15 protein-coding genes and 1 pseudogene are annotated in these 14,646 nt (G+C 61.5%); 10 read left to right on the forward strand and 6 right to left on the reverse strand.

Features of this window, described 5'->3' with window-relative positions; translation table 11 throughout:
• Positions 1-11: 11 nt before the first annotated feature.
• From PZL22_RS18495 to glnT, 3 genes are all read left to right on the forward strand, one after another.
• Positions 12-698, forward strand: a complete 687-nt coding sequence (locus tag PZL22_RS18495; protein ID WP_003536329.1) for a GltB/FmdC/FwdC-like GXGXG domain-containing protein — start codon at positions 12-14, stop codon at positions 696-698.
• Between the two features lie 14 nt (positions 699-712).
• A complete protein-coding gene (locus PZL22_RS18500) occupies positions 713-2,041 on the forward strand; it encodes an FMN-binding glutamate synthase family protein (RefSeq protein WP_010968347.1) in 1,329 nt (442 codons plus the stop codon).
• Positions 2,042-2,122: 81 nt separating this feature from the next.
• Complete coding sequence (gene glnT / locus PZL22_RS18505) at positions 2,123-3,430, forward strand: type III glutamate--ammonia ligase (protein ID WP_003532529.1); 1,308 nt, start codon at positions 2,123-2,125, stop codon at positions 3,428-3,430.
• Between the two features lie 103 nt (positions 3,431-3,533).
• Here the strand turns inward: glnT and PZL22_RS18510 are convergent, their stop codons facing one another.
• The 6 genes and pseudogenes from PZL22_RS18510 to PZL22_RS18535 all read right to left on the reverse strand — a co-directional run bounded on the left by PZL22_RS18510 (position 3,534) and on the right by PZL22_RS18535 (position 6,968).
• Positions 3,534-3,797 (reverse strand): hypothetical protein, encoded by a 264-nt coding sequence (locus PZL22_RS18510; RefSeq protein WP_003532527.1) that lies wholly within the window; start codon positions 3,795-3,797, stop codon positions 3,534-3,536.
• Positions 3,798-3,821: 24 nt separating this feature from the next.
• Positions 3,822-4,566, reverse strand: a pseudogene (locus PZL22_RS18515) (hypothetical protein).
• A gap of 105 nt (positions 4,567-4,671) precedes the next feature.
• The gene (locus PZL22_RS18520) at positions 4,672-6,069 is read right to left on the reverse strand and encodes an APC family permease (protein ID WP_003532523.1); all 1,398 of its coding nucleotides are present in this window, start codon (positions 6,067-6,069) and stop codon (positions 4,672-4,674) included.
• Positions 6,070-6,083: 14 nt separating this feature from the next.
• Entirely contained in the window at positions 6,084-6,245 is a 162-nt protein-coding gene (locus PZL22_RS18525) for a hypothetical protein (RefSeq protein WP_003532521.1), read from the reverse strand.
• 13 nt (positions 6,246-6,258) lie between these two features.
• Positions 6,259-6,642: a hypothetical protein gene (locus PZL22_RS18530; protein ID WP_003532519.1), complete on the reverse strand. Its 384-nt coding sequence runs from the start codon at positions 6,640-6,642 to the stop codon at positions 6,259-6,261.
• Between the two features lie 8 nt (positions 6,643-6,650).
• On the reverse strand, positions 6,651-6,968 hold the full coding sequence (locus PZL22_RS18535; RefSeq protein WP_003532516.1) for a hypothetical protein: 318 nt from the start codon (positions 6,966-6,968) through the stop codon (positions 6,651-6,653).
• A 304-nt stretch (positions 6,969-7,272) separates the two neighbouring features.
• Here PZL22_RS18535 and PZL22_RS18540 point away from each other — a divergent pair, with 304 nt between their 5' ends.
• The 7 genes from PZL22_RS18540 to PZL22_RS18570 all read left to right on the forward strand — a co-directional run bounded on the left by PZL22_RS18540 (position 7,273) and on the right by PZL22_RS18570 (position 14,562).
• Positions 7,273-8,004 carry a helix-turn-helix domain-containing protein gene (locus tag PZL22_RS18540; protein WP_003532514.1) on the forward strand — a complete coding sequence of 244 codons (732 nt, stop codon included), beginning with the start codon at positions 7,273-7,275 and terminating at the stop codon, positions 8,002-8,004.
• A gap of 208 nt (positions 8,005-8,212) precedes the next feature.
• Positions 8,213-9,097 (forward strand): formyltetrahydrofolate deformylase, encoded by an 885-nt coding sequence (gene purU / locus PZL22_RS18545; protein ID WP_003532511.1) that lies wholly within the window; start codon positions 8,213-8,215, stop codon positions 9,095-9,097.
• 198 nt (positions 9,098-9,295) lie between these two features.
• Positions 9,296-10,429 (forward strand): aminomethyl transferase family protein, encoded by a 1,134-nt coding sequence (locus PZL22_RS18550; RefSeq protein WP_003532509.1) that lies wholly within the window; start codon positions 9,296-9,298, stop codon positions 10,427-10,429.
• 10 nt (positions 10,430-10,439) lie between these two features.
• Positions 10,440-11,045 (forward strand): dimethylamine monooxygenase subunit DmmA family protein, encoded by a 606-nt coding sequence (locus PZL22_RS18555; RefSeq protein WP_003532507.1) that lies wholly within the window; start codon positions 10,440-10,442, stop codon positions 11,043-11,045.
• Positions 11,042-12,007, forward strand: coding sequence for a PDR/VanB family oxidoreductase (locus PZL22_RS18560; protein WP_003532505.1), 966 nt, complete (start codon positions 11,042-11,044; stop codon positions 12,005-12,007). The genes PZL22_RS18555 and PZL22_RS18560 overlap by 4 nt, the downstream gene beginning before the upstream one ends.
• 109 nt (positions 12,008-12,116) lie before the next feature.
• Positions 12,117-13,157, forward strand: a complete 1,041-nt coding sequence (locus PZL22_RS18565; protein WP_003532503.1) for a heme-dependent oxidative N-demethylase family protein — start codon at positions 12,117-12,119, stop codon at positions 13,155-13,157.
• A 67-nt stretch (positions 13,158-13,224) separates the two neighbouring features.
• On the forward strand, positions 13,225-14,562 hold the full coding sequence (locus PZL22_RS18570; RefSeq protein WP_003532501.1) for a trimethylamine monooxygenase: 1,338 nt from the start codon (positions 13,225-13,227) through the stop codon (positions 14,560-14,562).
• The last annotated feature ends 84 nt before the right edge of the window (positions 14,563-14,646 follow it).

The following is a 14,646-nucleotide window of genomic DNA, read 5'->3' on the forward strand; positions in this document are numbered from 1 at the left end:
AATTTTCAAGTATGCCTGTTATTGATCTCGCCACCACGCCGCTGCGTGAATTCAATAGGTCCTTGCATAATATTCAGCAGGGCTCGAACGATCTGTCCTACGAAGTCGCCAATCCTCGTGGCAGCCATGCGGTCGCCGTCGGGATCGACGGTCCCGTCGTGGTCGATGTGAACGGCTCCGTCGGCTACTATTGCGCCGGCATGAACGATGGCGGAACGGTCACGGTTCACGGCTCGGCAGGACCGGGCGTCGCGGAAAACATGATGTCCGGCAAAGTCGTGATCGAAGGCGATGCCAGCCAGTATGCGGGCGCTACCGGGCGCGGCGGCCTGCTCGTCATAAAGGGCAATGCGGCGTCGCGCTGCGGCATCTCGATGAAAGGCATCGATATCGTCGTCCACGGAAATATCGGCCATATGTCGGCTTTCATGGGCCAGTCGGGCCACCTCGTCGTGCTCGGCGATGCGGGCGATGCCTTGGGTGACAGCCTCTACGAGGCCAAGCTCTTCGTACGCGGCACGGTCAAGAGTCTCGGCGCCGACTGCATCGAGAAGGAGATGCGTCCGGAGCACCTGCAAAAGCTGGCCGAGCTCCTGGAGAAGGCCGATGTCAAGGATGTCCGGCCGGAAGAGTTCAAGCGCTACGGCTCGGCACGCAAGCTCTACAATTTCAACATCGACAACGCAGACGCGTATTAAAGGCAGGGACCAGTATGAGCTATCACAACCCCTATACCCCGCCGCGCAAGTCCGCGACCTTCGACGACTATACGCTTGCGGAAATCCGCCGTGCGGCTGCGACCGGCATTTATGATATCAGAGGCGCCGGCACCAAGCGCAAGGTCCCGCATTTCGACGACCTTCTCTTTCTCGGCGCATCGATCTCGCGCTATCCGCTCGAAGGCTACCGCGAGAAATGCGACACCTCCGTCGTTCTGGGAACGCGCTTCGCGAAGAAGCCGATCCATCTGAAGATTCCGATCACCATCGCCGGCATGAGCTTCGGAGCACTCTCCGGTCCCGCCAAGGAAGCACTCGGACGCGGTGCGACGGCTTCGGGAACCTCGACCACCACCGGCGACGGCGGTATGACGGATGAGGAGCGCGGTCATTCTCAGACGCTCGTGTATCAGTACCTGCCGTCGCGTTACGGCATGAACCCGAAGGATCTGCGCCGCGCGGATGCGATCGAGGTGGTGGTCGGGCAAGGAGCCAAGCCCGGTGGCGGCGGCATGCTGCTCGGCCAGAAGATCTCCGACAGGGTCGCCAACATGCGCAACCTGCCGAAGGGCATCGACCAACGTTCGGCCTGCCGTCATCCGGATTGGACCGGGCCGGACGACCTCGAGATCAAAATCCTCGAACTGCGCGAGATCACCGACTGGGAGAAGCCGATCTACGTCAAGGTCGGCGGCGCGCGGCCCTATTACGACACGGCGCTCGCGGTCAAGGCCGGTGCGGATGTCGTCGTGCTCGACGGCATGCAGGGCGGGACCGCGGCGACGCAGGACGTCTTCATCGAGAATGTCGGCATGCCGACGCTTGCCTGCATTCGGCCAGCCGTCCAGGCGCTGCAGGATCTCGGCATGCACCGCAAGGTACAGCTCGTCGTGTCCGGTGGTATCCGCTCCGGCGCGGACGTCGCCAAGGCGCTGGCGCTTGGAGCCGACGCGGTTGCCATCGGTACCGCGGCCTTGGTCGCCATCGGCGACAACGACCCGCACTGGGAAGAAGAATACCAGAAGCTCGGCACGACGGCCGGCGCCTATGACGACTGGCACGAGGGCAAGGACCCCGCCGGCATCACGACGCAGGACCCCGAACTGATGAAGCGCCTCGACCCGGTCGCCGCCGGCCGGCGGCTGGCCAACTATCTGAAGGTGATGACGCTCGAAGCACAGACCATCGCCCGCGCCTGCGGCAAGAACCACCTCCACAATCTCGAGCCGGAGGATCTGTGCGCGCTGACGATGGAAGCCGCAGCCATGGCACAGGTGCCGCTCGCGGGAACGAGCTGGTATCCTGGCAAAGGTACCTTTTGAATGAAAGGATGACGGGCCGCACTTGAGAGGGTGCGGCCCTTTCTTTTGAAATTGAGTGTCGGAATCCAAAAGGGGAACGAAGTGACACTGGATCTCTCCACATTCGCCCGCGAGAAGGGCGTCAAATATTTCATGATCAGCTACACCGATCTCTTCGGCGGGCAGCGCGCCAAACTGGTTCCCGCGGAAGCGATCGCCGACATGCAGAAGGGCGGCGCAGGCTTCGCAGGTTTTGCCACCTGGTTCGATCTCACGCCTGCGCATCCCGATCTCTTCGCTCTCCCGGATGCGTCTGCGGTCATCCAGCTCCCTTGGAAGAAGGACGTCGCTTGGGTGGCGGCAGACTGCATCATGGACGACGCGCCCGTGGAACAGGCACCGCGCGTGGTGCTGAAGAAGCTCGTCGCCGAGGCGGCCCAGGAAGGGCTTCGCGTCAAGACCGGCGTCGAACCGGAGTTCTTTCTGATCTCGCCGGATGGATCGAAGATTTCCGACACGTTCGATACGGCGGAAAAGCCTTGCTATGACCAGCAGGCGATCATGCGCCGCTACGACGTGATCGCCGAGATCTGCGACTACATGCTCGAACTCGGATGGAAGCCCTACCAGAACGACCATGAGGATGCGAACGGCCAGTTCGAGATGAACTGGGAGTATGACGACGCGCTCCGGACCGCCGACAAACACTCCTTCTTCAAGTTCATGGTGAAGTCGATCGCCGAGAAGCACGGGCTGCGCGCGACCTTCATGCCGAAGCCGTTCAAGGGTCTGACGGGCAACGGTTGCCATTGCCACATTTCGGTCTGGGATCTGGCAGGCGAGGTGAATGCCTTTGCCGACAACAAGGCGGAGTTCGGCCTTTCAGCCGAGGGGCGCCACTTCCTGGGCGGTATCATGAAACATGCAAGCGCGCTCGCCGCGGTCACCAATCCGACGGTCAACTCCTACAAGCGCATCAACGCGCCGCGCACGATCTCTGGCGCGACCTGGGCGCCCAATTCGGTGACCTGGACCGGCAACAACCGCACCCACATGGTGCGCGTTCCCGGCCCCGGCCGTTTCGAGCTGCGCCTGCCGGACGGCGCCGTCAATCCCTATCTCCTGCAGGCGATCATCATTGCGGCCGGCCTTTCGGGCGTTCGCTCCAAAGCCGATCCCGGCCGTCACTACGACATCGACATGTACAAGGACGGCCACAAGGTAACCGATGCACCGAAGCTTCCGCTGAACCTGCTCGACGCATTGCGGGAATACAATCGGGACGAGGAGCTGCAGGAGGCCTTGGGACGAGAGTTCTCCGCGGCCTATCTGAAACTCAAGCAAGGCGAGTGGAACACCTATTGTTCGCAATTCACCGAATGGGAACACCAAACCACGCTCGACGTGTAGACTAGAATCTCCACAGGAGCCTTGCGGCCATCCCCGTGCCTCGGCACGGGGATTTTTGGAGTCGATCGCGGCGTGAGCGGCACGTGAGGAACTTAACGTCCCTTCAGCTTTTCCGGGCCATGACCGTACGGATGCGCGCACGGCGGTAGGCGTCGGGGATCGACAGGGCCCAGACGAAAATGCCGCCTGCATGCCGTCCGATGAAGGAACGGTCCGGTGGCGCCGTCATGTAGGTGATCACCGAAAAGAATACGACGAAAAAGGCAAAGGCCAAGCCCCGAGCCGCGTCGCGCAAGGCGACATGGCCGGCCCCAGGCAACACCGCAGCCAGCATCAGCACCAGATAGGGATTGATCGGCTTGGCCACGGCGACCTCCTCAGCACTTTGAAACTACGCACTCCCGGTCCGAAAACCGCTGAATACTTCCTGGAAATGCCCCCGCCGACGGCGGCAGCGAATAAGCGGGCTCATCGTCCGCCAGCCATCCGCTCAGGGCCTCTGCTTCGGCGATCGTCCGGCGTATCACCTCGGGCGCAATGGCCGTGATTGAAAAGTGCGCCTGCCGCAACAGCAGATGGGCGCCGCGTTGCCCCTGCGCCGCCTGGCGGACCAGCCGCACGCCGCGTGGAGTGATCGCGGCCTCCTTGAGCGTGGGATCGGCAAACAGCTTGGCGAACATGGCCGCGGCGCGTTCGACCTGCCGGCGCGATGCGTTGCCGTCGCCGCGCATCAGGAGGGCGGCCTCGCTGGGCGGCGGGATCAACAGATGCGGCATCTCGTGCACCAGCGAGTAGAATTCGGCGCCGGTCGGCCGCGCCAGCGCACCGATCTTGGGCCTGGCACAGGGGCTCGTTTCAAGCAAAGTGAGCTTCAGCCACAGTTGCGGCAATCGGCGGCAGACCAGCGTGTCGGGGACGAGTTCGACCCTTACCTGCCGCCCGTCGTCCAGCCTGCCGGCGAGGATCGGAAAATGATCTGCGCCGTGAGTTATGCGGGCGCCGGGAAAGTGCCGCGCCGCGTCGTCCAGAAGGCCGCGGCGCTCGGCAATGGCGGCCCGGTGGTCGCGGACCGCGCGAACGCTCATCCATATGCCGGAAGCTATTGCGAAGGCAGAGAAGGCAATTGTGGTGATCATACGATCGCCCTGGCTTGGTCGGCGGCTTCTGCGCGGGAAGCGCTCCGGACAGTTTCAGAAGCAGCCGGAGCGCGCGATCCGAAACGGGCGGCGCGCTCCAACCGATCAATAGCCGTGTGGCTTTGGCCACGGCATCGTGAACTGATCGCCGCGGCGTACGAACTTGTAGCGCCGGAAGTGAAACCACAGCGAAGCCACGATGTAGAAGCACATCATCGCGCTGAGCTGCGTGCCGTAGCCCAGGAACACGGCGAAATAGGCGGTCGAGCACAGAATGAGCAGCACGACCGTCGGTAAAGGATGAAACGGGTGCACGTAGCCGCGCTTGATCCTGCCGAGCGGCCACTTGTTTCGGAACATCACCATGTTGAAGGTCATGAAGGTGTAGCCGAGCAGACCCGACAGGATCGAGAAGGTCACGACCTGGTCGAGCGGGGCGCCGAGCGCGAAGATGAGCGCGATCGGGACCAGGAATACGATCGCGCGATAGGGCGTGCGGTAGACCGGATGGACGGCACCGAACCAGCTTGGCAGATAACGGTCACGGCTCATCGAGAACCAGGCGCGGGAAGCGTCGTTGATGCAGCCGTTGGCGGAGGCGAGCGTGGCGAATGCCGTGCCGACGAAGAGCAGGACCATCAGTCCGGTGCTGCCGGTGACGCGGGCGGCGTCGAACAAAGGCGTGCCGGCCTGGCCAAGATATTCCCACGGCATCAGGCCGGAGCAGATATACCAGGTCATGGTCGCCGCGATCAGCAGCGTCATGATGCCGGCCATCGTGCCGTAGGGAAGCGAGCGGGCAGGAGAGCGCACCTCCTCGGCCGCCTGGCAGGTACCCTCGATGCCGAGATAGTACCAGAGCCCGAAATGCAGCGATGCCACGATACCCACCCAGCCATAGGGTAGCGGATCGGAGGTGATGGCCGAAAAATCGAGCGGCACCGCCGAGGCACCGAACTGCACCGATACGAACAACGCCACGATCGCAAGGAAGGCGATGGCGGTGATCACCAGGTTGAAGGTCAGGGTGGCGAGCACGCCGCGATAGTTGAGCCACGCCAGGAACATGATCGCGAGAACGATGAAGGGTTGCTGATTGAGTCCGGTCTGGCCCTGCATTCCGGCCACGGTATCGAGCAGGAAGCCGACCGTGATGGCGTTGGCGGCTTCGAGCATGGTATAGGCCATCACAAGGAAGAGGCCGACATTGAAGGCCATCAGCGGGCCGACGATGTGCTTGGCCTGAGCGTACTGGCCGCCGGCCGCGGCGACCGTCGAAGTCACTTCCGAGTCGATCATGGCGACGCAGGTGTAGAGCAGGCCGGCCACCCAGCAGGCCATCAGGCCGGCGATCATGCCGCCTTTGCCCACCGAGAAATTCCAGCCCATATATTCGCCGACGAGCACGATGCCGACGCCGAGTGCCCAGACGTGAGCAGGCCCCAGCACCCTCAGCAGGCGCAGCCGGTCCGGCTCGGGTGCGGCGGATGTAGTATCGTCCATTTGCCGTCCTCCCCTCAGATCTCGTGGCGCTCTGCCGTCGCCTCGATCTCGCCTTCGCGAGAAGAGATCAGCAGTTCGTTGTCGTAAGTGGTGTCGATGCGGACGAGGTCGGCGAGCATCAGCACGCCGAACAGCGCCGAAAGCGCCCAGGCCGCGTATTCGAGTATGTCCCACATGGCCGCCGCCTCCCTAGTGTCGTTCCGTGCCGAAGCGCTCTTCGATCACTTCGCGGTATTCCCTGTCGGAAAGCCGGACCACCATCACGAAATAGCCGATGACGAGCACGGCCATGACGATGAGCGAGGCCCAGCTGAAGCTGTAGTCGAAGCGCGCGGTGATGATGTCGTTGGCGGCCGCCGGATCGGTTATGCCGAGCGCGGCCCACTGCTGCTGCTCGGTGGCGTTCTGGCCGAGCGCTTCCCAGGTCGGATCGGGGATCGGATCGGGCACCTTGGCCGCGCCCGCAAGGCCGAGATAGAGCGGTATGTAGAGCGCTCCGATGGTCAGCACGAGCAACGTGATCACGTCGAAGATCTGGCCTGCAAAGCTCTGTTTCGGAGGTTCGTATGCCATGATACCTCCTAGCGGCTTTGCGGGCGCATCTCATCGAGATGCTTGAGATCGAGGCTGTAGATGAAGTGCTTGTCTTCTTCGTAATGTCGCAGCATGGCAACGATGGCGGCTGTGTTGAAGAGCAGCACCAGGCCGCAGGCGACCGTCAGGATGACGGCGATGGCGGGCGTTGCGATGTAGGGCCAAACGGTAAACAGCGCGAAGAGCAGGGTGCACCAGAGGACCACGACGAAGGCCGTAAGGCAGACGCGGTCACGTCTGTGCATTGCATCGATACGCTGGCTGAAGCTCGCATCTTCGCCAAGCTTGCTTAGTGTCGCTTCCATTCGCTTTCCTCCTCCAATGTTTCCTCCTCCGGGTGGTTTTTCGTTCCTTGTAATTTCGATGCGGGAAGTCGGCCGTTTTCTGCTTAGAAAAAATATTTGCCTAACAGGAATGTCAGGCAAAGCGAAACCACTGTCAAGTGACGCTGTCCACGCCTCTTCACGCGCACCATATCGCCGGAGCAGGCATAGGCTGCAGTGGGAGTTGATCTTCTACTCAGGGCGGAATACTTCCTCGCCCACGCGGGTATAGCGTTGTGAACCACGCAGAAATATTTACTATCAGTAAAAACAAAGCGAGATTGGCATGGGCAGGGAAAACGCGGAAAAGCACCGGAACTCGAAGAAGAACGGCAAGGCGGCGACAAGCGCCGGCGGCGCGCGCAAGACGGCGGCGGAGTTGGCACGTGTCACGCTGACCCAGGATCCGCATGCAATCCGCGACACCCGTGAAAAGGTGCTGGAAGTCGCGATCGGCCATGAAGTGCGTGCCTTCCGCAAGAAGCTCGGCATCACAGTAGCCGACGTCGCCTCCGCGACCGATATTTCGGTCGGCATGCTGTCGAAGATCGAGAACGGCAACACATCGCCGTCGCTCACGACTTTGCAGACGCTGTCGCGGGCGCTCGGCGTGCCGATCACCGCCTTCTTCCGCCGTTTCGAGGAGGAGCATAGCGCCGTGTTCGTCAAAGCGGGGGAAGGCGTCGACGTCGAGCGGCGCGGCACCCGCGCCGGCCACCAGTACAACCTCCTCGGCCATATCGGATCGAACACCTCCGGCGTCGTCGTCGAGCCTTATCTCATCACGCTGACCGAAGACTCGGACGTCTTTCCGACGTTTCAACACGATGGTCTGGAGTTCCTCTACATGCTGGAAGGGGAGGTGGTTTACCGGCATGGCAACAATCTTTACCGCATGACTCCGGGGGACAGTCTGTTCTTCGACGCCGACGCGCCGCACGGGCCGGAAGAACTGACCACGCTGCCGATCCGGTATCTGTCTATCATTTCCTATCCGCGCGGCCGCGGAGAGGACTGAGGCGCACGGCAGAGCGTCGCTTCTGCCGCATCTCTTCTCACCCACGCTCCGTTTTCCGGCACGCGCTGAAAGCGAAAAGTTGCCTGAGGAGAAATATATTTTCCTGCGGATTGATTTCGTCGATCTGCTCTGGTAGCAATTTGCGACGTCGACAACGGGGATGGGATCGACACCCGTGCGCGCGAACGGCGAGGGGAGAGAAATGAACATGCAGAATTTCGTTCTGACCGTGTCCTGCAAGTCAACGCGTGGCGTAGTTGCGGCGCTATCGGGATATCTGGCCGAGCAGGGCTGCAATATCGCCGACAGCTCGCAGTTCGACGATCTGGATACCGGCAAGTTCTTCATGCGCACCAGCTTCATCTCGGAGGAGCGGGTTGGCCTTGCGGCTCTCGAGGAAGGGCTGAAGCCGATCGCCTCGAAGTTCGAGATGGAGACGGCTCTCCACGAACAGTCCGAGCGCATGAAGGTGCTGCTCATGGTGTCGCGCTTCGGCCATTGCCTGAACGATCTTCTCTACCGCTGGAAGATCGGCGCCTTGCCGATCGATATCGTCGGCGTCGTTTCCAACCACTTCGACTACCAGAAGGTGGTCGTCAACCACGACATCCCCTTCCACCACATCAAGGTGACGAAGGAGAACAAGCCCAAGGCCGAAGCCCAGCTGATGGACGTCGTCGAGCAGACCGGCGCCGAGCTGATCGTGCTGGCCCGCTACATGCAGGTGCTTTCGGATGCGCTCTGCAAGAAGATGTCGGGGAAGATCATCAACATCCACCACTCCTTCCTGCCGTCGTTCAAGGGGGCGAACCCCTACAAGCAGGCCTATGAGCGCGGCGTGAAGCTGATCGGCGCGACGGCGCATTACGTCACCGCCGATCTCGACGAGGGTCCGATCATCGAGCAGGATATCGCCCGCATCACCCATGCGCAGTCGGCCGAGGATTATGTCTCGATCGGCCGCGACGTCGAAAGCCAGGTGCTGGCCCGGGCCGTGCACGCCCATATCCACCACCGCTGCTTCATCAACGGCAACCGCGTCGTCGTCTTCCCGCCGAGCCCGGGTTCCTACGCCTCGGAACGGATGGGCTGAGGCCGATCGAGGCCGAGACCGGCCTTACTCCAACGCCGCCATTACCGCCCATCTCGTCAGAGCGGAAAGCCGCACCAACGCGTGCGAATCGCTGCCGCAGCGGCGCGACAAAAATAATCGGGCCGGCTTGCTTCCCCGCGGAATTCTGAATATATTCAGGAAATAAATATTCCGTATGGGAAAAAAAGAGGGAACGAAATGGCTTTATCTTGGCGTTTCTCCGCCTTGGCGGATCGGCATCGCGCTCTCGGATCGAAACTGGAGGACTGGAGCGGCATGGGAACCGCCTGGACCTACGAGAAGGACATGTCCGAAGAGCATGTCGCGATCCGCACGAAGGCCGGGATCATGGACGTTTCCGGCCTGAAGAAGGTGCACTTGGTCGGTCCGCATGCCATCGCCGTGCTCGACTACATCACCACCCGCGACATGACGAAGATCTATCCCGGACGCTCCGTCTATGCCTGCATGCTGAACGATCGCGGCCATTTTACCGACGACTGCATCGTCTACCGCACCGGGCCGAATTCCTGGATGCTGGTCCACGGCTCCGGCTCGGGCTACGAGGAGATCGTGAAGCAGGCTGCGGGCCGCAACTGCGCAGTCCTGTTCGACGACGACCTGCATGATCTTTCGCTGCAGGGCCCGCTTGCCGTCGACTATCTCGCAAAATATGTGCCGGGCATCCGCGACCTTAAATATTTCCACCACATGCAGACGACGCTCTTCGGCGCGCCCGTCATGATCTCGCGCACCGGCTATACCGGAGAGCGTGGCTACGAAATCTTCGTGCGCGGGCAGGATGCGGTCATGATCTGGGATCGCATCGTCGCGGAAGGCAAGGAGACGGGCATCATCCCCTGCTGTTTCAGCGTGCTCGACATGCTGCGGGTCGAAAGCTACCTGCTCTTTTATCCTTACGACAATTCGCAGATGTATCCCTTCGCCGACCAGCCGCCCGGCGACAGCCTTTGGGAACTCGGCCTCGATTTCACGGTCAGCCCCGGCAAGACGGGCTTCCGCGGTGCCGAGGAGCATGCGCGCCTGAAAGGCAGGGAACGCTTCAAGATATTCGGCATGCTGATCGATGCCGACGGTCCGGCGGATCTCGGCGACGAAGTCTATGCCGAGGGCAAGAAGGTCGGGGTGATCACCTGCCCGAGCTATTCGACGCTGACGAAGAGATCCATGGCGATTGCCCGTTTGGACGTCGACAAGGCCGTCCAGGGCGCGAAGCTCGAGGTGCACGGCAAGAACCTCAATGCCAGAGCGATCGCCCACACGCTGACCTTCGACGATCCGGAGAAGAAAAAGAGGACGGCCGTGGGCTAGGGAGGCGGCCATGCTTGTCGAAGGCATTAAGAGCCGTCCGGTCTATACGGGACTTTCCATCCAGCCGCGCGCCCGGCGGCACATCTTCGCACTGGAAGGGGAGGGCGCCCATGCCCTCCTCGACCGGAAGCCGGCACTCGACGAGACGGCGCTTTCCCGCAGCGAGATCCTCTATGTCGCGCGCGGCTCGCAGGGCAAGGGAAACGACGAGGCGCTGCGCGCGCTTGGCGCCGATATGTTCTTCGCAGCCCCGACGATCGCGACGCTGCTCTTCCGCCTCAGGGGGACGCTGACGACCGCCCATATGGGGACGCGGCTTTATATCGCCGGCACGGAGGGCTTCATCGGCCAGGCGATGATGGTGGCGCTCGATCACGGCATGGACCATGCCTCGATCATCACCGAACACCGCGGCTCGCTGGCGCGCCGCGTGCAATGTGTCCACTGCAAAGGCGTCACCGAGGACGTCACCCACAGCCCCTTTCCCTGCGGCCATTGCGGTCTGCCGCTTCTCGTACGCGACCATTACTCGCGGCGCCTCGGCGCCTTCCAGGGCGTCAATATCGATGCGGAGGAACCCGGCAGCGCGCCTGATCCGGAGGAGTTGTTCCTGTGAGCGGTGGTACTGAAATTCCCGTCCGAGTGACCCGCGTGACGCCGGTCGCTCATCGCATCAAACGATTTCGCTTCGAGCGCCTCGACGGCCGGCCGATGCCCTATTTCTCCGGTGGCGCCCACGTCATCGTTTCGATGAACGACAATGGTCACGTGCGGCGCAATGCCTATTCGCTGATGTCGGCGCCATATGATTGCTCGGCCTACGAGATCAGCGTGCTGCATGTCGAGGATTCCCGCGGCGGCTCGTCCTTCATGCACGAGAAGGTGCGCGAAGGCGACGAAATGAGGGTATCGCATCCCGTCAACCTGTTTCAGCCGGATTGGCGCGGCCGAAAGCATCTGCTGATTGCCGGCGGCATCGGGATCACGCCCTTCATCGCCATGATGGAGCAGTTTGCCCGCGAAGGCGCCTGTTTCGAAATGCATTATGCCATTCGAACGCGCGACCGCGGCGCATATTGCGAGGACCTCGTCGCCCGCTACGGATCGCATCGGGTGAAGATCTATTGCGATGCCGAAGACAATCGCATTCCGGTCGCCCGCTTGCTCGACAGCCAGCCGCTCGGCACGCATCTCTATGTCTGCGGTCCCGCGGGCATGATCGACGGCGTACTCAAGACCGGGCTGGAGGCTGGCTGGCCGGAGCAGAACCTGCATTCCGAGCGCTTTCTGTCCTCCCAGCCCGGCAAGCCCTTTTCGATCGAGCTGACGCGCTCCGGCAAGACCGTCCATGTCGGTCATCACGAGAGCATGCTGGAGGCGATCGAGGCGGCCGGAATCGATGCGCCCTTTCTCTGTCGCGGCGGTGCCTGCGGGCAGTGCGAAACGATGGTCGCCCTCTGCGACGGGAGGCTGCTGCACAACGACGTCTATCTGACCGACGAAGAAAAGGCTTCCGGCCGAAAGGTGATGCTCTGCGTCTCCCGATTCGAGGGAAAGGCTTTGCATCTCGACCTCTAGAGCCGTTCCAGGAAAACCGTCCAACAGTTTTCCGCCCAGAAATGCGTAGTTCAAAGACTTGGATTGTTCGACGAAACGATCCATCGGGCCGATCAGGAGGAGAACGGGCATGGCAATCGCCTTCAAGCAGGAAACGTTCCGGGACGACTTCAGCTATCGCAACAGTCCGGAAAACATCCGGCGCTTTCCGTTTCCCTTCGACCGCGACGAATACATGTACGCGGTCAACATGGAATCGCATGTGAAGGGGCAGAAGGGCACTGCCTTCGAAAGCCTGATCGACGTCGATGAGCACTACGTCGCCGAGATGCACGATCGGGCCCTGGTTCTGAAAGAGGATCCGCTGCGCTACCAGGCGTTGCCCCATATGATGACGGCCCAATGGGATACGCTGGAACTTCTGATGGAGGAGCAGGCCGCCGGCTTCCCCGAACATTTCACGCTCATCAGGAACGGCGATCAATGGCGCTGGATCAACCGGCCGCTCGGCATCGACGACACCTTCACCTTCGGCGATCGCTCGACGCTGCCCTATGAACCGCTCGAATACATCACCTGCCAGGCGCAGGGGGATTTCTGCATCGTAGACCAGCGCGACGGCAATCTCTGGATGGATGCCGGCATGGTCACGACCCAGGCCGACTGGTCGCTCGATTTCGACATCGGCATGAACTTCATGGAATGGCACGGCCCGGTGCCGCTCGCCCATCAGATGGGCGTCTTCGACCGCGCACTGAAATTCCTCCTGAACCTGCAGCAGGGCAAGCCTACGCGCCGTTTCAACTGGACGATGACGATCAATCCGCGCCTCGATACCAGCCCGGAAAACTACCATAAATGGGGACCCGACCGCGCGACGGTCACACCGGAAAACGTCGGCGAGAAGGTACATCTGCGCGTCGAGGTGCAGAGCCTGTGGCGCCTGCCGCGCTCGAACGCCATCCTCTTCGTCATCCGCTGCTATCTGATGAATATGAACGAGCTCGTGACGGTGCCTAAATGGGCGCGCCGCTTTCCGCGCGTGCTCAGCACGCTGCCGCCCGAGCTCATCGATTACAAGGGCCTGACGCGCTATCGCCAGACGACGATCGACTGGCTTTCGAAATTCGACGACGGCGCGCCGACCAGTCCCGGCACATTCCCGGATTGACGCCGTTTCCAGCGCCAAGACGACTGCATGCAATTGCAACTTCACAAAAGCAAAAGGGGAATGCGTCATGACAAGAGTTGCCGTCATCGGTGCCGGTCCATCGGGCCTCGCCCAGTTGCGGGCCTTCCAGTCGGCCGCCCAGAAGGGTGCCGAGATTCCGGAGATCGTCTGCTATGAAAAGCAGTCCGATTGGGGAGGGCTGTGGAACTATACCTGGCGCACCGGGCTGGACGAATATGGAGAGCCGGTGCATGGCAGCATGTATCGCTACCTCTGGTCGAACGGTCCGAAGGAATGCCTGGAATTCGCGGACTACACCTTCGAGGAGCACTTCGGCAAGCCGATCGCCTCCTACCCGCCGCGCGCGGTGCTGTGGGATTATATCAAGGGCCGTGTGGAGAAGGCGAATGTGCGCGACTGGGTGCGTTTCAATACGCCGGTGCGCATGGTGCATTTCGACGAAGAGACGAAGAAATTCACGGTTACCGCTCATAACCGCCTCGAAGACCGCATGTATGACGAGGAATTCGACTACGTCGTCGTTGCGAGCGGCCACTTCTCGACACCGCACGTCCCCTATTTCGAAGGCGTGAAAACCTTCAACGGCCGCGTTCTGCACGCCCACGATTTCCGCGATGCATTGGAATTCAAGGGTAAGGACGTTCTCATCGTCGGCCGGAGCTACTCGGCCGAGGATATCGGTTCGCAATGCTGGAAGTATGGGGCGAAATCGGTAACGACGAGCTACCGCTCAAAGCCGATGGGCTTCAACTGGCCGGAAAATTTCGAGGAACGGCCGCTGCTGACGAAGCTCGAAAACAAGACGGCTCATTTCGCGGACGGCTCGACGAAGGAAGTGGACGCGCTGATCCTGTGCACCGGCTACCAGCACCATTTTCCGTTTCTGCCGGATGAACTCAGGCTCAAGACCGCCAACCGCCTTTGGGCCGACCATCTCTACAAGGGCGTGGTCTTCGACAAGAATCCGCAGCTTTTCTACATCGGTATGCAGGATCAGTTCTATACCTTCAACATGTTCGACGTGCAGGCCTGGTGGGCGCGCGACGTCATGATGGGCCGCATCGCGCTGCCGCCGGAAGAGGAACTGAAGGCCAATTTCGACATGTGGCGCGCCCGCGAGGAAACGCTCGAGCATGCCGAGGAGATGATCTGGTATCAGGGCGACTATGTGAAGGAGCTACTGGCCGAAACCGATTATCCGAGCTTCGATATCGAAGGGGTCAACCGGACCTTCATGAAGTGGGAGCACCACAAGGCGGAAAACATCATGGGTTTTCGCGACAATGCCTATCGTTCGCTGATGACGGGCAATATGTCGCCCAAGCATCACACGCCTTGGGTGGAAGCGCTCGACGACTCCCTGGAGGAATATCTGCGCGCTTGACGATCTTCGGCTCGGCGCATGCCCTTCCCACCTGTGGGAGGGGCTAAATTCCACTTGCGCGGCCGGCAAGGCGTAGAGAGGATT

The organism is Ensifer meliloti, assembly GCF_030064585.1.
Taxonomy (GTDB): domain Bacteria; phylum Pseudomonadota; class Alphaproteobacteria; order Rhizobiales; family Rhizobiaceae; genus Sinorhizobium; species Sinorhizobium meliloti.

Bases quoted from the DNA above. Each gene is read 5' to 3' on its own strand.
- PZL22_RS18495 (WP_003536329.1), top strand. From the start codon at position 12: ATGCCTGTTATTGATCTCGCCACCACGCCGCTGCGTGAATTCAATAGG.
- PZL22_RS18500 (WP_010968347.1), top strand. From the start codon at position 713: ATGAGCTATCACAACCCCTATACCCCGCCGCGCAAGTCCGCGACCTTC.
- PZL22_RS18520 (WP_003532523.1), bottom strand. From the start codon at position 6,069: ATGGACGATACTACATCCGCCGCACCCGAGCCGGACCGGCTGCGCCTG.
- PZL22_RS18525 (WP_003532521.1), bottom strand. From the start codon at position 6,245: ATGTGGGACATACTCGAATACGCGGCCTGGGCGCTTTCGGCGCTGTTC.
- PZL22_RS18530 (WP_003532519.1), bottom strand. From the start codon at position 6,642: ATGGCATACGAACCTCCGAAACAGAGCTTTGCAGGCCAGATCTTCGAC.
- PZL22_RS18535 (WP_003532516.1), bottom strand. From the start codon at position 6,968: ATGGAAGCGACACTAAGCAAGCTTGGCGAAGATGCGAGCTTCAGCCAG.
- PZL22_RS18540 (WP_003532514.1), top strand. From the start codon at position 7,273: ATGGGCAGGGAAAACGCGGAAAAGCACCGGAACTCGAAGAAGAACGGC.
- purU (WP_003532511.1), top strand. From the start codon at position 8,213: ATGCAGAATTTCGTTCTGACCGTGTCCTGCAAGTCAACGCGTGGCGTA.
- PZL22_RS18550 (WP_003532509.1), top strand. From the start codon at position 9,296: ATGGCTTTATCTTGGCGTTTCTCCGCCTTGGCGGATCGGCATCGCGCT.
- PZL22_RS18555 (WP_003532507.1), top strand. From the start codon at position 10,440: ATGCTTGTCGAAGGCATTAAGAGCCGTCCGGTCTATACGGGACTTTCC.
- PZL22_RS18565 (WP_003532503.1), top strand. From the start codon at position 12,117: ATGGCAATCGCCTTCAAGCAGGAAACGTTCCGGGACGACTTCAGCTAT.
- PZL22_RS18570 (WP_003532501.1), top strand. From the start codon at position 13,225: ATGACAAGAGTTGCCGTCATCGGTGCCGGTCCATCGGGCCTCGCCCAG.